The organism is Tamaricihabitans halophyticus (assembly GCF_004340875.1).
In the GTDB taxonomy this organism is placed as follows: domain Bacteria; phylum Actinomycetota; class Actinomycetes; order Mycobacteriales; family Pseudonocardiaceae; genus Tamaricihabitans; species Tamaricihabitans halophyticus.
Window position 1 is genome coordinate 46,485 of sequence record NZ_SLXQ01000004.1, and the last position, 19,504, is coordinate 65,988.

General features: G+C 63.9%; 17 protein-coding genes. 4 read left to right on the top strand and 13 right to left on the bottom strand.

What is annotated here, in order from left to right:
• Nucleotides 1-19 precede the first annotated feature (19 nt).
• Complete coding sequence (locus EV191_RS12625; protein ID WP_132877208.1) at nucleotides 20-1,495, bottom strand: AMP-binding protein; 1,476 nt, start codon at nucleotides 1,493-1,495, stop codon at nucleotides 20-22.
• A gap of 194 nt (nucleotides 1,496-1,689) precedes the next feature.
• Here EV191_RS12625 and EV191_RS12630 point away from each other — a divergent pair, with 194 nt between their 5' ends.
• Nucleotides 1,690-3,345: an AMP-binding protein gene (locus tag EV191_RS12630; protein WP_207894519.1), complete on the top strand. Its 1,656-nt coding sequence runs from the start codon at nucleotides 1,690-1,692 to the stop codon at nucleotides 3,343-3,345.
• Nucleotides 3,346-3,564: 219 nt separating this feature from the next.
• Nucleotides 3,565-4,125: an AAA family ATPase gene (locus EV191_RS12635; RefSeq protein ID WP_132877209.1), complete on the top strand. Its 561-nt coding sequence runs from the start codon at nucleotides 3,565-3,567 to the stop codon at nucleotides 4,123-4,125.
• 33 nt (nucleotides 4,126-4,158) lie between these two features.
• On the opposite strand, the gene EV191_RS12640 is transcribed toward EV191_RS12635, so the two are convergent.
• Nucleotides 4,159-5,094, bottom strand: coding sequence for a nitroreductase/quinone reductase family protein (locus EV191_RS12640; protein WP_132877210.1), 936 nt, complete (start codon nucleotides 5,092-5,094; stop codon nucleotides 4,159-4,161).
• A gap of 111 nt (nucleotides 5,095-5,205) precedes the next feature.
• Nucleotides 5,206-5,760 (bottom strand): PadR family transcriptional regulator, encoded by a 555-nt coding sequence (locus EV191_RS12645; RefSeq protein ID WP_165912939.1) that lies wholly within the window; start codon nucleotides 5,758-5,760, stop codon nucleotides 5,206-5,208.
• 136 nt (nucleotides 5,761-5,896) lie between these two features.
• On the opposite strand from EV191_RS12645, the gene EV191_RS12650 reads away from it, so the two are divergent.
• Both EV191_RS12650 and EV191_RS12655 read left to right on the top strand, forming a co-directional pair.
• Nucleotides 5,897-6,532, top strand: coding sequence for an NAD(P)-dependent oxidoreductase (locus tag EV191_RS12650; RefSeq protein WP_132877212.1), 636 nt, complete (start codon nucleotides 5,897-5,899; stop codon nucleotides 6,530-6,532).
• The gene (locus EV191_RS12655) at nucleotides 6,529-8,061 is read left to right on the top strand and encodes an MFS transporter (RefSeq protein WP_132877213.1); all 1,533 of its coding nucleotides are present in this window, start codon (nucleotides 6,529-6,531) and stop codon (nucleotides 8,059-8,061) included. Before EV191_RS12650 ends, EV191_RS12655 begins: the two co-directional genes overlap by 4 nt.
• Here EV191_RS12655 and EV191_RS12660 read toward each other — a convergent pair.
• From EV191_RS12660 to EV191_RS12705, 10 genes are all read right to left on the bottom strand, one after another.
• Nucleotides 8,058-9,356 (bottom strand): MFS transporter, encoded by a 1,299-nt coding sequence (locus EV191_RS12660; RefSeq protein WP_132877214.1) that lies wholly within the window; start codon nucleotides 9,354-9,356, stop codon nucleotides 8,058-8,060. The two genes, EV191_RS12655 and EV191_RS12660, sit on opposite strands and share 4 nt — an antisense overlap.
• Before the next feature lie 205 nt (nucleotides 9,357-9,561).
• The gene (locus tag EV191_RS12665) at nucleotides 9,562-11,232 is read right to left on the bottom strand and encodes a PucR family transcriptional regulator (RefSeq protein ID WP_132877215.1); all 1,671 of its coding nucleotides are present in this window, start codon (nucleotides 11,230-11,232) and stop codon (nucleotides 9,562-9,564) included.
• A gap of 109 nt (nucleotides 11,233-11,341) precedes the next feature.
• Nucleotides 11,342-12,481, bottom strand: coding sequence for a diaminopropionate ammonia-lyase (locus EV191_RS12670; RefSeq protein ID WP_132877216.1), 1,140 nt, complete (start codon nucleotides 12,479-12,481; stop codon nucleotides 11,342-11,344).
• Nucleotides 12,478-13,086, bottom strand: coding sequence for an SRPBCC family protein (locus EV191_RS12675; RefSeq protein WP_132877217.1), 609 nt, complete (start codon nucleotides 13,084-13,086; stop codon nucleotides 12,478-12,480). The genes EV191_RS12670 and EV191_RS12675 overlap by 4 nt, the downstream gene beginning before the upstream one ends.
• Nucleotides 13,083-15,425 carry a xanthine dehydrogenase family protein molybdopterin-binding subunit gene (locus tag EV191_RS12680; RefSeq protein ID WP_132877218.1) on the bottom strand — a complete coding sequence of 781 codons (2,343 nt, stop codon included), beginning with the start codon at nucleotides 15,423-15,425 and terminating at the stop codon, nucleotides 13,083-13,085. Before EV191_RS12680 ends, EV191_RS12675 begins: the two co-directional genes overlap by 4 nt.
• Nucleotides 15,418-15,909 (bottom strand): (2Fe-2S)-binding protein, encoded by a 492-nt coding sequence (locus EV191_RS12685; RefSeq protein ID WP_132877219.1) that lies wholly within the window; start codon nucleotides 15,907-15,909, stop codon nucleotides 15,418-15,420. Before EV191_RS12685 ends, EV191_RS12680 begins: the two co-directional genes overlap by 8 nt.
• Nucleotides 15,906-16,796, bottom strand: coding sequence for an FAD binding domain-containing protein (locus tag EV191_RS12690; RefSeq protein WP_132877220.1), 891 nt, complete (start codon nucleotides 16,794-16,796; stop codon nucleotides 15,906-15,908). Before EV191_RS12690 ends, EV191_RS12685 begins: the two co-directional genes overlap by 4 nt.
• On the bottom strand, nucleotides 16,793-17,581 hold the full coding sequence (locus EV191_RS12695; RefSeq protein WP_243658926.1) for a CoA-transferase subunit beta: 789 nt from the start codon (nucleotides 17,579-17,581) through the stop codon (nucleotides 16,793-16,795). Before EV191_RS12695 ends, EV191_RS12690 begins: the two co-directional genes overlap by 4 nt.
• Nucleotides 17,578-18,534: a CoA transferase subunit A gene (locus tag EV191_RS12700; protein ID WP_132877221.1), complete on the bottom strand. Its 957-nt coding sequence runs from the start codon at nucleotides 18,532-18,534 to the stop codon at nucleotides 17,578-17,580. The genes EV191_RS12695 and EV191_RS12700 overlap by 4 nt, the downstream gene beginning before the upstream one ends.
• Entirely contained in the window at nucleotides 18,534-19,496 is a 963-nt protein-coding gene (locus EV191_RS12705) for an LLM class flavin-dependent oxidoreductase (RefSeq protein WP_132877222.1), read from the bottom strand. Before EV191_RS12705 ends, EV191_RS12700 begins: the two co-directional genes overlap by 1 nt.
• Nucleotides 19,497-19,504 lie beyond the last annotated feature (8 nt).

Genomic DNA, 19,504 nt, shown 5'->3' on the forward strand with positions numbered 1-19,504 from the left:
CTGCCGTTAGGTTCCCGACCTAGCCCCCACGACCGTCGGTCGGACCGTGCTCCGTGATGTACATTCGCGCGATCGCGGTGGCCCTGACCTCGCTTCGCCGAACCTTGCCCGCGTCATCCCGTAGCGGCTTACTGACAAACTCGACCGATCGCGGGATCTTGTACCGGACGAGCTTGCCGGCCAGCTGTCCAAGCAGCTCGGATTCGGAAAGCTCACCGTACGTCTGGATCACGGCATGCACCCGCTGACCGAGGTCATCATCGGGAATCCCAACGACGACGCACGATCCGACCAGCGGATGCGCCTCGATCGCGCCTTCGACCTCGGCGGGGTAGATGTTTGCACCACCGGAGACGATCATGTCCGTGCGGCGGTCCGAAATGTACAAGAACCCGTCGGTGTCCAACCAGCCGAGGTCGCCAACGGATTCCCAGCCGTCGACGCGACGGGTTCGTGCGCCGATGTAACGGTAACTCGGCTCTGCTGATCGCATGAAGATCTCGCCGACCGTACCGGGCGGCACCGGCTCACCGGCGGAGTCAAGGATCACGATCTCACCCAGCACCGGCTTGCCCACTGAGCCCTTGTGGTCCAGCCACTCCCGACCGGTAATGGCGGTCGCGGCTACGCCTTCGGTCGTGGCATACAGCTCATACAGCACATCGGGCCCGACAAGGTCAATCCATGCTTGCTTCAGCCAGTTCGGGCAGGGCGCGGCCATATGCCAGACGGCCCGCAGCGCGGACAGATCGTCTCGGCCGCCGTTTCGTCGCACCGCCCGCAGTATCCGCGACATCATCGTGGGGACCAGCATCAACCAGGACACGCGATGCCGCGCGATCATCTCGAGCGCGGCATCGGCCCGGAACTTCTCCAGCACGATCAGCGTATGCCCCATGCACAGCCCAAGAGTCGAGAACAGCAGCGGGCCATTGTGATAAAGCGGACCAGCGACGAGCTGCTGATCACCGGGTCTCATGCCAAAGGCGGCACCAGGCTCCGGTGGGAACACGCCCGGCTGCTCCGCGACGATCAACTTGGGCGTACCGGTACTACCACCGGAGGTCATTGCCTTCCACGCGGGCGAGATAGCGTCTGGCAGCGCGGAATCATCGAGACCCGTCGATGCGTCGCCGGCAAGCGCGACTTCGGCGGACGGCCAACCCGCCACGTCAGCACCCACCACCAGCTTGGGTTCGGCAAGCTCAACGATGGACGCGCGCTCGTGCTCGGGAAGTTGCCAGGAGACCGGTTGCGGAGTGGCACCCAGCTTCCACGTCGCGACGAGTGCCAGGTAGAACTCGATCGAGTTCGGCAACGCGATCGTGACCATATCCCCGTGCGTCACACCGCGTTGCGCGAATGAACGCGCCAGTTGATTAGTACGTCTGTCCAGCTCACGGTACGTGATGGCTGCTGCGCCGCAGATGACCGCAGGCTGCTCAGCCTGGTCCGCGGCCAGACGGGAAATGATCCGGGACAGCGACATAGTCATATTTGGCTACCGTGTCAGCAGTCCCGGACTTCGACAAGCCGGGCCGCCCCTTGTCCCAAGAGAAACGATAGCGAGCGCTCGGGTAGCCAGCGGTACGGCGCGTCGTTATCGACAGGGCGCGACCCACTTTCGGATCCTTCGACACGACCGCATACTGCTCATGCCAGACAGTCACGTGTCAGGAGGAACTAGCCGTGCCCGATCCCGTGGTTCGCAATGACTTCCTCCGTAATCCCGCGACGCATCCGTTCAGCGGTACGAACGTGTGGCAGCTGTTGACCCTGCGGGCGGCGACACACGGCGACAGAGCCTTCCTGATCTGGCAGCCATACGACGGTGCTTACCGAACATGGACCTATGCCGAGTTCACCCGTGCTGCCGCGGCGGTCGCGGCGGGGCTGCAGCGTCGCGGAGTTCGGTCGGGACAACGAGTGTTGATTCACTTGGAGAACTGTCCGGAGTTTCTGTTTTCCTGGTTCGGCTGTGCCGCGGTCGGCGCGGTCGCGGTCACTACCAATACCCGCTCGGCCGCGGATGAGCTGGCCTATTTCGCCGAAGACAGTCAGCCAGTCGGTGCGATCACTGAGGCTCGGTTCGCGGCCATGGTGTCCGCGAACGTGCCGGGACTACAGTGGCAGGTGACCGTCAACCAGCATGCTGGTTCGCTTGGTGCCGAGGACTCCGACTTCACGTCACTCATGGCCGACCCAGACCTCCTTGACCCGGTACCGCCGGATCCGAACGCCGCAATGAGCGTGCAGTACACCTCGGGTACCACGTCGCGCCCCAAAGGCGTGGTCTGGACGCATGCCAATGCGTTGTGGGGCGCTCGGGTGAACGCGGCGCATACCGACCTGCATCCGGATGACTGTCATCTGGTGTACATGCCGCTCTTTCATGCCAACGCGCTCGCGTACTCGACCCTGGCCTCGGTGTGGGTCGGCGCGCGGATCGTGCTGGTGCCAAAGTGGTCAAGTAGCCGATTCTGGGCCGTGTCCGAACGGCACGGTTGTACCTGGCTGTCGCTGATCGGTCTGTCCATGCGATTCCTGGGGTCGTGTGACCCACCCAGCCGGCATACCTATCGACTGTTTGGCGGTATGTGGTGTGATCCACCGTCGGACGCGCGGTACGGGATCAAGACAATCGGCTGGTGGGGTATGACCGAAACGATCAGCCACGGTATCGTCGGCGATCCGTACTTGCCGAACCGCCCGTTGTCCATGGGGCGTCCCGCTCCGGAATACGGAATCGCGGTGGTCCGCGACGACGGTGTGACCAATGTGGATCCCGAGGAACCTGGCCATCTACTGATCAAGGGCACCAGGGGCCTGTCCTTGTTCGCCGAGTACCTGAACAAGCCCGAGGAGACCGCCAAGAGCTTCGATGAATGGGGTTGGTTCCGTACCGGCGATATCGTTACCCCGCACGCGGACGGCTATGTATCGTTCACCGATCGGGCAAAGGACATGTTGAAGGTTGGCGCGGAGAACGTTGCTACCTCGGAGATCGAGCGCGTGATACTGGCCGTCCCGGATGTCGCGGAGGTGGCCGTGGTTGGCCGACCTGACGACAAGCTGGACGAGGTTCCCGTTGCGTTCATTCGTAGCACTGACTCGCGACCCGATCTGGTCCAGCAGGTCAACACGGCGTGCTCCGCACGCTTGGCTGACTTCAAGGTACCCCGCGAAGTGTACGTTGTCCGGGAACTGCCGCGCTCGACGATCAACAAGATCCAGAAGGCTGAGCTCCGCAAGTTCGCTGACCCCTCGGCAGATCGCGGCACCGCCGAACTGGACTGGCTTGCCGCGGCCAAGGCCGACCCTTCCGGTGAAGCGGCTGAGGACTGACAAACCCGGCGGACTAACGAACCCGGCGTCACGACACATCGCAGCCGAACTTACGTGCGTGCTACCGTTGGTGTACCGGCGGCATTCTGGTTCCGGTGCATCCCAACCGGCCGCCGATGAGCATGACACTCGCCTCGCCAATCGACAGCGCCCGTTTCGAGGGCGCCAGTGAGCGCGCGTACGTGATCCTTCCGAGCAAAGTCCGCCGAATGCATATGAATGGACCCAACCTTGCCGCATCTCAAACGCTTCATCCTGACCGGTACTCCTGGTGCCGGTAAAACGGCTATCCTGCGGCGGCTGACCGCGGTCGGCTACACCACCGTCACCGAAGCGGCCACTGCCGTCATCAGGGCCGAGCAGTCGCGTGGACACGCCGAGCCGTGGACCCACAACGACTTCATCGAAAAGGTGGTCACCGCCCAGCAACGGTTACGAGCGGCGGCTCGCGCCACTGGGGTTCAGGTTCATGACCGGTCACCGATCTGTACCCATGCCCTGGCGACATGGCTTGGTCATCCGGTACCACCCGCCCTTTCCGCCGACATCGCGCGGATGGCCAGGGAACGGCTCTACGCTCGGGATGTCTTCTTCGTCCGCAACCTCGGCTACTGCGAGCAGACCGAAGCGCGCCGGATCAGCTACGCCGAATGCGTTGAGTTCGAACGCCTACACGAGCAGACCTACCGCGCATTCGGTTATCGGTTTATCGAGGTTCCCGCCGCCGCGCTACCGGACAGAGTGACGCGAGTTCGCGCCGTACTCGACAAGCATGCTTGATGGCGCTCTTCCCCGGCGACATCCGCTAAACCGCTATTCGACTGTCGGCGCGGGCGCGATCGAATCAAGTGCCTCGGCGATCGTGCGCTCCTCGTAAGCGAAATGAGCTTCCAGTGTCGCTGCCAGCTCAGCGATCCGGCGACGGAGCTCACCCGGATCGCCGTGCCGTGGCCGGTAAGCCTCAACGAGTTCCCGGATCTCCCGACCTGCTCGCGCCACGACGATATGCTCGTCGCTCAGCCGCTTCAACGTCGGCGCCAGTCCCGGGTAGCTGTCCGCAAGCAGGGGGAATGCTCCCGCGTCCTCGCCGTCATGATGCAGCTCCAGGGCTTCGCAGAACGTCAAACAATGCGCGCGCAGTTGCGTGTGGATGTCCCGTTCTGGCGGGATGATCGGCGTGCTTGTGTCCTCGCTCGCGATGATGTGATCCAGCTGCTCCAGCAGGCCGATCAGCTCGGCGCTGAGCCAGCGATGTACCTCGACGATGAACTCACCCAAACCGCGGGCCCTGTCCAATTCAGTGGCCGCTGGGATGCGTTGCAGCACAACGATCGGTATGTGCCGCGTGGTGTTCCGCTGGTACTCAGCATAGCCAGGTTCTCGCGCCGTGACTTGTGCCCAGACCGCGTCTCGGTCATCCGCGGGTACCGCGGAAGCCACCGCCCGATAGGTTTCCGAACCAGCCTCGATGGTGACGGTCGGGTTGGCGGTGATGTTGTGGAACCAGTCCGGATTTCGGCTGGAACCGCCGGCTGAAGCGATCACGACACGTCGTTCATCAATATCGAGATAGCCAAGCGGGGTGGTATGAGCTCGGCCGGTCCGCGCGCCGAGGCTGGTAAGCAGGAGCAGATCGGAGCCGTCGAATGCGCCCCCAACAACGCCACCGTTGCCGCGAAACTCGTCAATAACTTCGTGTTGGAAACGACGAAACGCCTCGACGTCGTCGGGCTGATTGTGAACTGTCATGAAGTACCCAGGTTCGACGTCTCCATGCTTGACGCGGTCCGCCACCAGCACGCGACGCTCTGTCCATAGTAGCAAACCCGACATCGGCCTATCCCGACTCAGCCTGGTGCTTCAGTCGTCCACAAAGGTGTACTCGCCGTTTTCCAACCGCCCGATCAAATCCTCCGTCCATGTGATCGCGCTGTCCGCGGTATGCGCCCACAGCCGGATCGCCTCGACGTGATGCATCCAGTCCCCGTCGCTGGCTTCGTAAACCCCAACCACTTCCGCGCGCCAGGCAGTATAGGCCTCGACCCGTCGCCTGAGCAGCTCGAGCACGCGAGCCCGGGGCAGGTCGCTCATACAGCCGATTCCGGCGATGGTGTAGCCAATATCGCCGGTGAGCGAGCTCAGTGCGTCGGCGATCAGGGCGAAGTACGCGGCCTCTCCGGCGGGCGTGATGACGTACTCGGTACGGGCGGGGCCAACGGAACTGTGTATACCCTCAGCGGCAACTTGCAACAGCCCGTCCCCGGCCAGTTTGCGGAGCGCGTGGTAGATCGAGCCCTGTTGGATCTTTGCCCAGACGTGGACTCCCTTGTCTTCCAGATCGCGCCGCACCTGATAGCCATGCGCCTGCCCCAGGTCCCGTACCGAGCCCAGCACCAGCAGCTTCGTCGTAGCCACTCTTCTCCTTTCGGACGAGATCAACGGGCCCGCGTCACGCTCGTCGGCGATCCTAGTACAGCTTGACTACCTGGCCAAGCCGCTCTACGGTCCTGGTAGTCAAACCGTACTAGTGGGAGTGAGGTGTGGGAGTGCAATGCACGTAGTCGTGGTCGGCGCATCTGGCGCAACGGGACACCTTGTCGTCCAGCAGGCGCTAACCGCCGGTCATCGGGTAACCGCACTGGTTCGCGACCCAACCCAGTACCGAGCGCCGAAGGACGTGACGGTCGTCCGCGCGGATGTGGCCAATGAAGCCACAGTAGACCTTCCGGATGATGCTGATGTGATCATCTCCGCGCTTGGCAAGACCTCCGCCAAGGATCCGGTGTCCACCTGCATGCTGGGAGTGGTGCACCTACTGGCCGCCATGCGGGAACGTGGCCCGAATCGGCTCGTGGCGATCTCCGCCCAGCCGGTATTGCGTTCGGGGTACGGGATGTCGGTGTTCACCAGACAAGTACTCATGCGGTTGGTTCGCTTCTGGGGCCGGAATATCTACCCGGACTTGGAACGCATGGAGCATTACCTCAGCACCGCCGGTGACTGGTGCGATTGGACGGTCGTCCGACCTGGGTACCTACAAGACGCCGGCGAGGTGGGCAGCTTCCAGCTGGTACCCGATGCCAATGTGCCAGGTAGCACGCGACGCCCGGATCTTGCCGCCGCGCTGCTGCGAGTCGCGGACGATGCTACGACGTACCGGCGCGCTTATGGCGTCGCCAGCAGATGACCCTCGCGGAGACCAGAGCGACATGGAAGGAATGGCTCGGGCTCAGCGCGATGGCGCTGGCGCTGTTCATGATGTCCACCGACGTCACCGTGTTGTTCATCGCGCAGCCAGCGATCGCCGCGGATCTCGAGCCCAGTGCCGCCCAGGCGCTCTGGATCGTGCATGTCGGCGAGTTTCTCGCGGCGAGTTTGGTGATCACCATGGGGCGACTCGGCGATCTACTTGGCCGCCGCCGCCTGCTCATCATCGGTATTGCCGGCTATGGCTTGGCATCGCTGTTGGCCGCGTTCGCACCGACCACGACAACCCTGATCGTGGCCCGTGCCATGCTTGGTATCGCGACCGCGACCGTTACTCCTTCCGCCCTAGCGCTACTTCGGTCGATGTTCCCGGACTCGCGCCAGTTCTCCACCGCCTTCGCGATCGTGATGATGGCCTTTTCCTCAGGGATGGTATTCGGCCCGCCGATGGGCGGCTTCCTGCTCGAACATTTCTGGTGGGGGGTCGTCTTCCTCATCAATGTTCCGTTCGCCATCTATCTTCTGGCGATTGCGCGCTGGACGCTGCCGGAGTTCCGTGACGACCAGAAAGTCAGCCTTGATCCCGCGAGCATCGCGCTCTCGGTGCTGGCGATCATGGGCGTGGTCTACGGACTCCAGCAGAGCGCGGAAGGCGAGCTGCACGTCCAGCATGTGCTCGTCGCGATCGCGGGGCTGGCGGCTGGTTGGTTGTTCCTCCGACGTCAACGTCGACTGGCGAGCCCCGTTCTGGACCTGGCGGTGTTCACACCACGCCAGGTGCGCGTGGCACTCGTCGCCCTTTTCCTTGTCATGATCGCACTCACCGGCCCAGACGTGCTCATCGCACCGTATCTTCAAGCCGGGCTTGGGCTCTCCTCGCTCGAGACCGGCCTGCTGCTACTTATTCCGGCCGTGCTGACTATTCCGACCAAACTGCTCGCCCCGGTTCTCAAACGCTTCTTCGGTCTGGCACGGGGCGCCGCACTGTCCCTCGGAATCGCCGGATCTGGTTACCTTGCCGCGGGGTTCGCGTTGAACCTGAGCAATACCACGACACTGCTCGTCGTGTTCATTACCGGACTGTCCATGGTCGCCCTCGCCGGAGCCGCGATGTCGCTGGTCAGCGAGCTGGTGCTGACCAGCGCACCGATTCACCGCACCGGCACGATGAGCGCGCTGCAGGATGTCAGTAGCGGGCTCGGCTCGGCTGGCGGCATCGCGGTACTCGGCACGCTGAGCGCGGTGCTTTACCGCAATAGTCTGTCCACACCCGACGAGCTCGATACCGCGGTGGCCGCTACGGCACAGGAGAGCCCCGGAGCTGCGGCCGAATTGGCGGGGGACCTGCCGAGTCCAGTAAGGACTGAGTTCCTCGAGTCGATCAGTACCTCACTGAACACTGGGCTCCAAGCCGCGTTGTTCGCCGCGGCCGGGATAGCCGGTGGGCTGGTAGCGCTTGTCCTTATCGGGCTACGGGACACCGAAACCCACCACGGCGGGCAGGGCTAATCCTTGGCGACGGCACTGCGCTCGACTGGTTCACTCGCCGCGGAACTGACCGACTTGAGCCAGATCGTCGAGAGCACGGACACGATGCTCATCAGCACCATGTACCAGCCGATGGCCGTACTGCTACCGGTGTTCGCCAACAGCGCGGCGGCGATCAGTGGTGCTGGGGCGCTACCGACTACCCCACCGAACTGGTACCCGAGGGACACGCCGGAGTAGCCCACCCTTGTCTCATACACGCTGGAGAAGAAGGCTGCCATCGTGCCGTATGTGGCGCTGTACGGAATGAACAGGATGACAAATCCCAGCGCGGCAGCGGCGAAGTTCCCGGTGTTCAGCAGGGCGAACCAGGGGAAGGCGCACACGCCCATCCCCACGTTCCCAATCATGAACACCTTCTTATGCCCAACCCGGTCCGAGATATGCGCGAAAATCGGAATCAGGACGAGCACGATGGCCTGGCAGATCAGCACTAGCGTGAGCATCTCGGTATAGCTGAAGCCCACCGTCTCCGTACCGTAGTTCAAGCTGTAGACCGCGCCAAGGTAGATCGTAACCCCATGCGAGATGTAGGCGCCCATCATCAACATCACTTGCTTGCGATACTTTCGCCAGATCACCAGCAACGGCGCCGAAGTGACCTCCTTGGTCCGCTCCACCCGCTTGAACTCCGGGCTCTCGTCCAGCGCGAGTCGAATCGTGATACCGACAATCACCAGCACGAAACTGAACAGGAACGGAACCCGCCACGCCCACGCGAACAGCTCCTCCTGAGACACGCTCGTGGACATGATGATGAACACCGTGTTGGCGATAACCTGGCCCGCCGGCGAACCAGCCTGTACCCAACTTCCGTACAAGCCCCTGCGGTGCTTTGGCGCATGCTCGACGCTCATCAGCACCGCGCCGCCGTACTCGCCACCGACGGACAGTCCTTGAATCAACCGCAACAGCACGAGCAGAAGTGGCGCGGCGATGCCGATGGTGGCGTACGTCGGCAGCAGGCCGATCGCCCCCGTCGACACGCCCATCACGATCAGCGTGATCACCAACATTGGCTTACGGCCAAGCCGATCCCCGAAATGTCCGAAGACGATGCCGCCGAGGGGGCGCGCGACGAATGCGACACCGAAGGTCGCGAAGGACAACAGGGTGCCAACCAGTGGGTCATACGAAGGGAAGAACAGCTCGCTGAATATCAACGCACTGGCAATGCCGTAGATGAAAAAGTCGTACCATTCGATTGTCGTGCCGACAAAGCTACCCAGCGCTACCTTTTTCGAGCTCTTGGCCATTTCTCCTCCGAGCAGTCGTCGACCGTGTGCGATTCGACCAGCTAACGGCCAGCGGATATTGCACGGACGCTCCCGATGAGCGGCGTCGCCCGGAACGCGCGATAGCGAACACGTTAGGAACTTCTGCGGACCGGGACAGTGGCACTAGTTGACCAAAGATTCACGCCGGCATCGTCAACAGCGCATCTGGACGCCAGCTCAGCGATCACTGTCGTGCGTTGCTGGGCGCGGATTGCTCCCACATCCGTAGGATCTGCAAGGCGATCGCCAACCGCAGCCGCAGTTGGCTGTCCGAGCTGAACGAGCCGACTAGCCGCTCCAGCTTCCGTATCCGGTAACGCATCGAGTTGTAGTGAAAGTGCAGCACGCGGGCCGATTCGGCAACGTTGAGGTTCTGCTCGAGCAACACCTCGAGGGTCCGAAGCAAACTCGTTCGTTCCTGCTCCGCGCACTCGAGTACCCCGCCAAGTGCCTCGTCCACGAAGGTGCGCAGTTCCGCGGGGTCGCCGACGGCGTGCAACAACCGGAACACGCCAAGTTTCGGGTAAGCCGCCACCGCCCCAGGGCCACTGATCTGCTGTCCGAGGTCCAAGGCCGTACGCGCTTGCTGGTAACCGACCGGTAGCCGGCGTGGGTCGGGCACCTCCGCGCTGACCCCGACCGAGAAGCTGCTGCGCGTCATCCACTGCACGGCCTTACTGACCGCCTGTGCCACCACATCGACACCGTCCGCCGCACTACACACCGCCACCAGATCCCGTCCCAGCCCACCGGCGGCCGCCAATCGATCCACCCCACGTACCGCGCTGACCCATGCGTCGATCTCGTGTTCGTGGCGCAGCTCCCCCCGACCGTCCGGATGGTTCGGATCGTGTCGGGCGACCAGTACGAACAACGGTCCGTCGAGCTCCCAACCAAAAGCGTCGGCGCGTGCCAGTACCTCGTCGACATCCCGCTCGCCCCCCGTGAGCAGGTCGTGAATCGCGCTCGACTCGAAATGCCGTTCTACCGCGGTGACCGCCAGCCGTTTCGTAATGTCCAGTGCCGCGACCATCGCGGACTGCTGCACCATCACTTCGGCTTCAGGCGGCAGCGGTTCGGTTCCCGCCACTGCCAACAAGAAGCCGTGTCGCAGAGTCCCGGCAAGCACCGGCGCAGCGACGACCGCCTGCAGACCCGCGACGCTTTCGGCGCTTGGTCCGTTCAGCCGGCCGGTCGCCAGTGCGCCATCCGCGTCGACGAGTCGCTGCTCGGCAAGTACCGCCCAGTGCTCATCCCGCAGCTGGCTGGCGAGTACCTGTCCGGCGAAATCGACACAGAGCACGCCTGGTCCGCCAAGTACCGCGCTCAGCTCCCGAACGATGTCGTCCAGACATCCACCGTCCAGCACGATCCGCAGCAGTGCTTCATGGATCTCCTGAGCATGTGCGAGCGCGGCGGCTTGACGGTTCGTGATGTCGGAGAGCACCAGGCTCAGCACGTCGTCGAAGGCAACATGCTCCGGAATATCGATAATGGGCAGGGCCAAATCATCCGCGGCGGTAAGAACCTCCGGCATGAGCCCTGGCCCGTAGTTACCGTACTTCACGCCGACCGCCGCGACCCCACGCGAGTTCAACTCGGTGAACAGGTCAATCAGTTCGGCCGGCGAATCAGGCAGAGGGTATCCGGTGGTCAACAACAACTCATGCGCCTTGGTCCACCTGGCGATATCGGGCACGGTCATCACGTTCAGCCGTTGCACTCGACGGCCCAGACCTGCCACGCCGGCAAGCACCGTGGCCTCGGCGAACATCTCGAACTCGCAGACCTCCTGGACCGACAAACTCCCGAGCAGGGCTCGCGGGATCGAGCCTGGTGCCTGATTATCAGCCATGTCCACCGACGTCCTCTGGGCGTGCACAGTGCTGCCAACTGGACATCTTATGCGCTGAACCACCCCCAGGTCAGTGCCGCTGACCTGCGCCGAAGGTTGTATCGAGAATTTAACCAACGATCCGCTGATACGCCTCCGGGTCCGTAACACCCTCGGTACACAGCAGTAGCACCCGACTATCCGGCCCTAGCTGCCAGGACTCCCGCAACGCGGCATCGGGACCAGTGAGGACCTCAACCAAGCCGCCGAGCGCCGCGGCACCGGTTTCCCCCGCCACCACGCCCGCCGCGGCCAGGGCACGCATCGCGTCCCGTGCGCGGTCGTCCGCGATGGCCACCACGCCGTCCAGTCCGCGGCGCAGCAGCGGCCACGCTACCTGCGACGGAGTACCACAGTTGAGTCCAGCCATGATCGAGGTGTGTGGGCCGGGGACGGTGACTTCCTTACCCGCACGCAGCGATTCGAGCACACACGCGGCCGCCGCTGGTTCCACGCCGAGAATGTACGGGTTGTCCGCGCCGTAACCGCGAAAATGCCGGATAGTGGCCGCGGCGAGGGCACCTACCCCGACCGGAACCACGACGTGACTGGGCGACCGCTCGCCCCATTCGGCCAGTGTCGCGGCGATCTCGTCGAAGATCGTCGCGTAACCCTCGACAACCCAACTCGGGATCCGCTCATAGCCTGGCCACGAGGTATCCGAAACCACCAAACCGGCAGGTCCCTCGTCCTGCGCGGAGCGCCGAACGGCCGCGTCATAGTCGCCATCGACGACCTCGACCAGCGCACCTTCCGATTCGATCGCCGCGATCCGGGACGCGGCCATTCCCGCCGGCACGTAGATCGTCGAAGCCAGGTCCAGCAATCGGGCCATGTGCGCCACGGCACGGCCGTGGTTTCCGTCGGTTGCCGCGATCAGCCGTAGCGGGCGAACTGCCGCCACCGCCGCGCGCAACTGGTCAATATCGGCCCAATCCGAATCGATTCCGCCGAGCCGTTCGGCCAATGCACGGTAGATGGCGTACGAGGCACCAAGGATCTTGAACGACGGCAGTCCGAGCCGGCTGGACTCGTCCTTGACCCATACCTTGCCGAGACCAAGCTGGGTAGCGAGCCCAGTACATTCGGTCAGTGTGGTCGTCGCGTAGCCCGGCAGCCGGCGATGCACGCCAATCGCGTCCACTGGTGCTGGTGCATCGACCGGTCCCGCTGAGGCGTTCAGTAGTACCATTTGCTCGTTCGCGCTCATGGGTGCACCTTCTCACCAAGACTGATCAACAGTCTCGCGAGCCTCTCGCGGAGGACGGTGCGCACCACCTGACCGAGCCGCAACGAATTCTCACCTGCCGGCGCGGGTGCCAGTTGCGACTCGGGGGCCGATTCATTGTCCCGCACTTTGGCGGGACGATCCGTCGGAGGAGCGAGCTCAGCACCCAACCGGGTGGCGAACTCCTCGAACAGCTTCGTCGCCACATCCGATACGCCACGGCCAAGCGCTGCCATCCTGCCGGTGAGTCGCACCTCGCTAGCGATATCGATCCGGGTCGGGGCGTCCTCGGCCAGGCGGATCGTCAGATCCGCGGCGGCGGAGCCGCCACCGCGGCGATCGCGGCCTTCCGCGCGAACCACCATCGTCCGTGTGGCATCGTCGCGCTCCATGACGGTTGCCGTGCCGAGGTAGCTCATTCGCAACGGGCCAACGGCGAGCTGAACCGTCCCTCGGTAGGTCGAGGCATCCACGGTCTCGGTGAGTTCGGCGCCAGGCAGACACGATGCCACGCGCGGGATATCGCCAAGCATCGTCCAGACCTCGGTCCGAGAGGCCGAGACCCAGGCGGTTTGGTTGATTCTCATTCGTGGTCACCGTCCTTTGCCACGCGTCCCGCCGCCTGTTCATCGATCAGCTCGAGTACTCGCTCCGGGGTGATCGGCAACCGATTCGGTCGCACCCCAATCGCGTCCTTGATCGCGCTGGCGATCGCCGCCGCGCAGGGACCAACAGGCGGCTCGCCGATCCCCCTGGCATTCAGCGGCCCACAGCCTTCACCGCTTTCCACCACGTCGACCTCGATATCCGGCATATCCATGGTGGTCGGGATGAGGTAGTTCGCGAACAAGGTCGACACGGGTTGGCCGTCGATCAGCGCATGATCCTCCATGAGGGCATAGCCGAGGCCCTGCATGACCCCACCTTGGATCTGCCCCTGTACACGTACGGGGTTGATCTGTTGCCCGACGTCGTGACTCGCGGCGTATTTCAATACCCGGACTACACCAGTTTCGGTGTCCACCTCGACCTCGGCGGCGTGCGTGCCATAGGTGTAGTCCGGAAAGCTGTCCCCCTGCCCCGCTTCCGGATCGAATTCGCCACCGCGAGCCCGCCAGGTGTGCAGATTCGACGTCGACACCCCGCGACGCTGACACATCTGCGCCAGCTCGGCGAGACGAATACCCCTGTTCTGCCCGGACGAATCAGCGGTACGCACCATTCCGTCCCGCCAGACCAAAGTATCCGGTGGCACACCGAGCTCCTCCGCCGCTACGGCGGCGAGGCTATCCCGTAGTTCCCTGGCGCCGGAGAGCACGGCGTTGCCGGACATGTACAGCTGCCGGGTAGCGAAGGTTCCGCCCGCTGGCGGATTCAACGCGGTGTCCCCGATATACACACTGATCTCTTCGAGCGGAGCGCCGAGGACCTCCGAGGCGATCTGACACAGACTGGCCGCCTGTCCGGCCCCAAGGTCCGTGACGCCGCTGCGGATCAACAAACTGCCGTCGGTTTGCAAAGTCAGCCAGACGGAGGCGTGATCCCGGAACCAGATCGTTCGACCGTAGGGCTGCATACCCGAGGCGAACCCGCGGCCAACTCGGCAGCCGGGCCCGGTAGCGGTGCTACGCGGCCCTAGCCTGGCGAGCGCGAGGTCACGCGTCGCCGTCAGTTCCACGGCGGTATGCAGCGACTCCCCGGTTGGGATCGTATCGCCCTTGCTGACCTGGTTGCGGTCGCGGATCTCCGTCGGGGTCAGCCCGAGTCGTTCCGCTAGTTTGTCCATTTGCGACTCGTAGCCGAACACGACCTGCATAGCGCCGAAGCCACGGAAGGCACTTGCCGGAACATTGTTCGTGAACACCGCCCGGGACCTCGTAGTGATATTCGGTACTCGGTATGGCCCCGCGGCCAGTGCGGCACCGGCGAACAGTACACGAGCGCTCAAGCACGGGTATGCGCCGGCGTCGCCGATGATGTCGATTTCTTGCGCCAGGAGGGTTCCGTCCGCTTTCGCGCCGGTGCGATACCGCATCACGAAGGGGTGCCGTTTCGTGCTGGCCAGTATGGATTCCTGCCGATCCCACACCATCCGCACCGGGCGCTGGGTGTGCCAGGCAAGCAGCGCGAGGTAAGGCTCGACCGTCATGTCTTCCTTACCGCCGAACCCTCCCCCCATGTAGGAGGCGATGATCCTGACCTTGTTCTCGGAAACGTCCAGGATGCGCGCGATCTGACTGGCATGCTCGATCACCTGGGTTGACACCCGAAGTGTCAGAACACCGTTGTCCGACCAGCCGACACCGGATTCCGGCTCCAAGTAGGCGTGTTCGACATGCTGACTGCGATACTCGCCAGTGATCACCACGTCGGCGGCCGCCATCGCGGCCGCGGCGTCGCCACGCCCGATGCGCCAGTTCACGAGTACGTTTCCGGCCTCGTGCACCAGGGGCGCTTCGGGTTCCAACGCCTCCTCTGGATCGAAGATTCCCGGGAGATCGGCATAACTGACGTCCACGAGATCCACCGCGGCCGCCGCGATTTCCGGCTCGGTGGCCGCGATCAGGGCGACCGGCTCACCGGTGTAGCGCACCCGATCCTCGGCGAGCACTGGCTGTGCGACGGTCAACTCACCAAGCCCGCCACTGGCGTTGTCCACGACCTTGTTGAAGGGGACGTCCGATGCGGTCAACACGGCGACGACACCGGGAAGCTCGCGAGCCGCTGACGTGTCTATCGCGGTGATTCGGGCGCAGGGCTGCAACGACCGTACGACCTTGCCGTACAGCATGCCGGGCAGTTTCCAGTCCGCCCCGTAGCGCAGTGTCCCCTGAACCTTGTCCTGGAAGTCATGGTGTGCGGGGGAATTGCCGACCACGGTGAACTCGGTCGTACCCGCGGGTGCCGATTCGATCGCTTCAGTCATGGCTACCATTTCCCCGCCGTCGACAGGCGTACTCCTCGACGGCATCCACAATCTTCGTGTATCCGGTACACCGGCAGAGGTTTCCGACCAGCTCGTAGCGGATGTCCTCGCGGGTTGGTCGCTCGGTGCGCTCGACGAGCGCAAGCGCGGTCAGCATCATTCCTGGGGTACAGAAACCACATTGAGCCGCGCCGGCCTGGAGAAAGCAGTCCTGGATGGGGTGTGACTCCGCGTCGGCGGCCGGCAGCCCGGTGAGCGTGGTGATCTCCCGCCCTTCTACCTGGACCGCGAAAAGCAGGCAGGCGCTTACCGGTTCGCCATCCAGCAGGATCGTGCAGGTACCACAGACGCCTTCCCCGCAGCCGTAACGAACGTCGGCCATGCCGAGGTCGTCGTGCAGCGCGTCAAGCAGCAACCGGTTGGTGCCTACCCACAACTCGTGCGTACGACCGTTCACCCGTAGCTGGACCTGTGTTTTCGTCATACGCCAGCTCCCTTGCTCTCGGCGCGTCCGCGCTCGATCGCCTTCCCGAGCGCGCGATAGGTGAGGACCTCGGTGAGGCGCCGCCGATAGTCAGCGCTGGCGTGCACATCGGACTCGGGCGACACGGTGGCGGCGGCTGCTGCCCCAACAGCCCGGAGCTCGTCATCGCGCCCGGTCCCGCCGACGGCCGCCGACAGGAGCTCATCGGAGAGGATCAACGGCCGGTCAGCGACGCCCCCGACCACGACGCGCAGTGCCGTGACCGTGTGCGCATCGGAGCTCAGCGTGGCGGTCGCCGCCACTTCGACCGTGGCGAAGTCGGAGTAGCGGCGAACGGTTTCCAGAAAGGCCCAACCTTGGCCGTGCTTGCGGATCGGTAACCTGATCTCGGTCAGCAACTCGTCCTCGGCGAGATCCGTGGTGAGATAGCTGCGCAGAAACCGTTCGGCATCGATCACTCGTTGGCCCCGCGGGGAGTGGGCAATCAATTGACCGTCAAGCGCAAGCACCATGCACGGGATCTCTCCACTGGGATCCGCATGGCACATGCTGCCACCAACGGTTCCTCGTGCACGTACCCGGACGTTGCCGATCTGCGCGGCCCCTTCGGCAAGTATCGGACAATGCTCACGAACTAATGGTGAACGCAGCAGATCCTGGTGCCGCGTCAGCGCAGAGAGCACCAGTCGATCGTCGGCCACTCGCGGCTCTACGGCGCCGATCGGGTTGATATCGATGAGTCCAGCCGGCTGCACCAGACGTAGATTCAACATCGGCACCAGGCTCTGTCCACCGGCGAGAATCTTGCCGTCCTCACCCCAGATGCGGTGCAGCTCGACGGCTTCCTCCCAGGAATCGGCGAGCTGGTACTCGAACGCGCCGGTCATCGCGACACCGTCGACACCTGCGTTGCCGGCTCACGATCAGCCGACTCACCAGTCAGTTCACGCAGCATTGCTAGCTCGGTCGCACTCGGCGCGGGCAACTGTGCCAGTTCGTCGTGTACCAGCAAGTCGAATCCGGTCGCGGTACGTACCTCGTCAAGCGTCACGTCCGGTTGTAGGGCGCGTACCCGCATCCGTTTGCTGGTTGGCTCGAAATCGAGCAGGGCCAGATCGGTGACGACATGGCTCGGCCCGCCGTAGACCAGTCCCGCCTCGACTCGAGCCGCGCCACCGGTGAGGTACCCGGGGCTCGTGACGAAGTCGACGCGTTCGACAAACCTGCGTGGCTCGTGGGTGGTGACGACGAGAGTCTCGTTGCACAACGAAATGATGTCGTTGGCGCCACCGCTTCCCGGTAGCCGAACCGTCGGCCTGGTTGGCTCACCAATAACGCTGGTATTGATGTTGCCGTACGGGTCGATCTGGGCGACACCGAGGAATCCGTAGTCGAAGAACCCGCGCTGCGCGAGCAGGAAGATATCGGTGATCCCGGTGAACATCGCCGCGCCGGCCGCGGCGCGAAGTTCGTTCGTGGAACTGGGCAACATCCCAGGATGGGGGGTGGTACCAATGATCCCGCCCTCGAGAATAATCGTCAGATTTGGCGCACGATGGCGTTTCGCCAAGGTCGAGGCGACCAGCGGGAGGCCAATTCCCGCGAACACCACGCGATCATCCCGCAGCAGCCTGCTTGCCGCCACGGTCATCAGTTCGTCCTTCGCGTTCATCGCGGCATCAACTCCTGCGCACGGAGCTGCTGGGCACGCAGCCGTTCGCTACCGATATCCGCGAGAAACCCACTGAAGTCGGCGTGCTTGCCAACGTGCCGCTCGACGTACTCGCGTGCCGCGGCGACCCCGGTTTCCCGCACGGCGCGCATGTACTCGTCCACGTGTTCACTGTCTACTTCGTACTTGCCGTAACATTCGTGCGGATACGCGCCGTACGGCACTTCCACGACCGCGTCCACGGCGAAGTGTGGGATCACCGTGCTGCCCGGATCCCGGCGAATCTCTTCGGTTGTGACAATCTCCTCGGCACTGAGCACGACCCGTCGCGACGCCCGTGCCATCTCCGCGTCCATCAACGGGTAGCCATCGATCTGCGCGTTTCCGTACTGGTCGGCGCGGTGTACGTGGATCAATGCCACGTCCGGATTGAGGCTCGGGATCGCGAGCAACCGTTGTCCGGTGAACGGACAGACGACTGGTGCCGTTTCGGTGTTGTTCGCCAAGTCGGATCCGAGCATGCTTACCGTGGGCAGGAACGGGACTCCCATCGCACCCGCCTGATAGCGCATCCCCATACCGAGGTGGCTCCATTCCTCGAAGCGCGCCTGGCCGTTTTCCACACAGTGCCGGAGAATTCGTGCGAGGCCCCAGCCATGCCCGATCCCGACCCAGCTGGTCACGACCGTATCGGCCATGCCGGTGCCGAGGAACAGTTCGACCTCGTAGCAGCTCAATGGCCGGGAAAGAGTCAGTCCCGTGCGCTCCTGCCGAAGGATCTCGAACAGCAGAGCCATGGGTGTACGCGCGTAGTTTGTCCCACCTACCGCGATATGGTCACCGGAGCGCACCAGTTCGATTGCCTCGGCCGCACTCACCCGTTTGTCGGTCACCGGACGGACCGTCGACTCCAGTTCGGCGCGCGCGGTACGGATCGGCGATGGGGCGGTCATCATGCGCCGCCAACCCGCGCCGGAGCAACCTCCAACAGCGGTCGCACCTGCTCGGTGAATCGCTCGAGCTGCTCGAGGTCATAGCGGTATGGCACGAGCGCGATATGCCGTGTACCCGCGTTGATGTGCGCGGCCAGTTGTTCCGCGCACTGTTCTGGCGTCCCTCGGATGGCACTTTCTGGCGTGGCATCGCTCCACTCGGGATTGTCGAAGTGCTCTGCGAGGAACGGGCCGACCTTCCTGGACGCGGATTCGAAGGAGGAGTCGATGCACAGCGGTAGCTGAGCCACGTTGGTCAGCGTGTCTGGATCCCTGCCGGCCTCCGCGGCGAAATCGCGGATCTTCGCCCAGGAGCGCGCGAACGCCTCCGCCGTATAGAAGTACGTCAGCCAGCCGTCCCCCAGCGTCGCCACCCTGCGCAGCACTCGATCGACGTATCCACCGATCAGCACGCGGGGCCGTGGTCGTGGCTTCGGCAGCATCCGCACCCGCCGGAACGAAAGGTCCTCCCACTCCCCTGTCACCTCGTCATCGCCCCACAGGCGGTAGCACACGTCGAGATTGCGTTCGAACCGCTTGCCACGTCCCTTGAACGGGCTTCCGGTAGCCGCGAACTCGCGCTCGTACCAGCCAGCCGCGACCCCGAGGCACAGCCGCCCACCGGACGCGGACTGCAAGGTGGCCGCCGTCTTGGCGAGTAACGCCGGATCCCGGATCGGCAGTACCAGTACTCCGGTACCCAGCGTCATCGTGCTGGTATGACTGGCCAGCGCGGTGAGCGTGGTGAGGGCTTCAAAACACGGGAACGGCTGCTTGGAACCAAGAAACAAATGGTCCCATGCCCACAGTGAGGTGAACCCGAGCTCCTCCGCCCGAGTTGCGTAGTTGATCAGCCGGCCCATATCCGGGCTGGCTGACGCCGAGGTGAAGTTCTCGATAGCGACGCCGTACTCGACAGTCATGAGCGCTC

Excerpts from the sequence above, each read along its gene's own strand:
- EV191_RS12625 (WP_132877208.1), bottom strand. The coding sequence starts at position 1,495 with ATGACTATGTCGCTGTCCCGGATCATTTCCCGTCTGGCCGCGGACCAG.
- EV191_RS12635 (WP_132877209.1), top strand. The coding sequence starts at position 3,565 with ATGGACCCAACCTTGCCGCATCTCAAACGCTTCATCCTGACCGGTACT.
- EV191_RS12640 (WP_132877210.1), bottom strand. The coding sequence starts at position 5,094 with ATGACAGTTCACAATCAGCCCGACGACGTCGAGGCGTTTCGTCGTTTC.
- EV191_RS12650 (WP_132877212.1), top strand. The coding sequence starts at position 5,897 with ATGCACGTAGTCGTGGTCGGCGCATCTGGCGCAACGGGACACCTTGTC.
- EV191_RS12655 (WP_132877213.1), top strand. The coding sequence starts at position 6,529 with ATGACCCTCGCGGAGACCAGAGCGACATGGAAGGAATGGCTCGGGCTC.
- EV191_RS12660 (WP_132877214.1), bottom strand. The coding sequence starts at position 9,356 with ATGGCCAAGAGCTCGAAAAAGGTAGCGCTGGGTAGCTTTGTCGGCACG.
- EV191_RS12665 (WP_132877215.1), bottom strand. The coding sequence starts at position 11,232 with ATGGCTGATAATCAGGCACCAGGCTCGATCCCGCGAGCCCTGCTCGGG.
- EV191_RS12670 (WP_132877216.1), bottom strand. The coding sequence starts at position 12,481 with ATGAGCGCGAACGAGCAAATGGTACTACTGAACGCCTCAGCGGGACCG.
- EV191_RS12675 (WP_132877217.1), bottom strand. The coding sequence starts at position 13,086 with ATGAGAATCAACCAAACCGCCTGGGTCTCGGCCTCTCGGACCGAGGTC.
- EV191_RS12680 (WP_132877218.1), bottom strand. The coding sequence starts at position 15,425 with ATGACTGAAGCGATCGAATCGGCACCCGCGGGTACGACCGAGTTCACC.
- EV191_RS12685 (WP_132877219.1), bottom strand. The coding sequence starts at position 15,909 with ATGACGAAAACACAGGTCCAGCTACGGGTGAACGGTCGTACGCACGAG.
- EV191_RS12690 (WP_132877220.1), bottom strand. The coding sequence starts at position 16,796 with ATGACCGGCGCGTTCGAGTACCAGCTCGCCGATTCCTGGGAGGAAGCC.
- EV191_RS12695 (WP_243658926.1), bottom strand. The coding sequence starts at position 17,581 with ATGAACGCGAAGGACGAACTGATGACCGTGGCGGCAAGCAGGCTGCTG.
- EV191_RS12700 (WP_132877221.1), bottom strand. The coding sequence starts at position 18,534 with ATGACCGCCCCATCGCCGATCCGTACCGCGCGCGCCGAACTGGAGTCG.
- EV191_RS12705 (WP_132877222.1), bottom strand. The coding sequence starts at position 19,496 with ATGACTGTCGAGTACGGCGTCGCTATCGAGAACTTCACCTCGGCGTCA.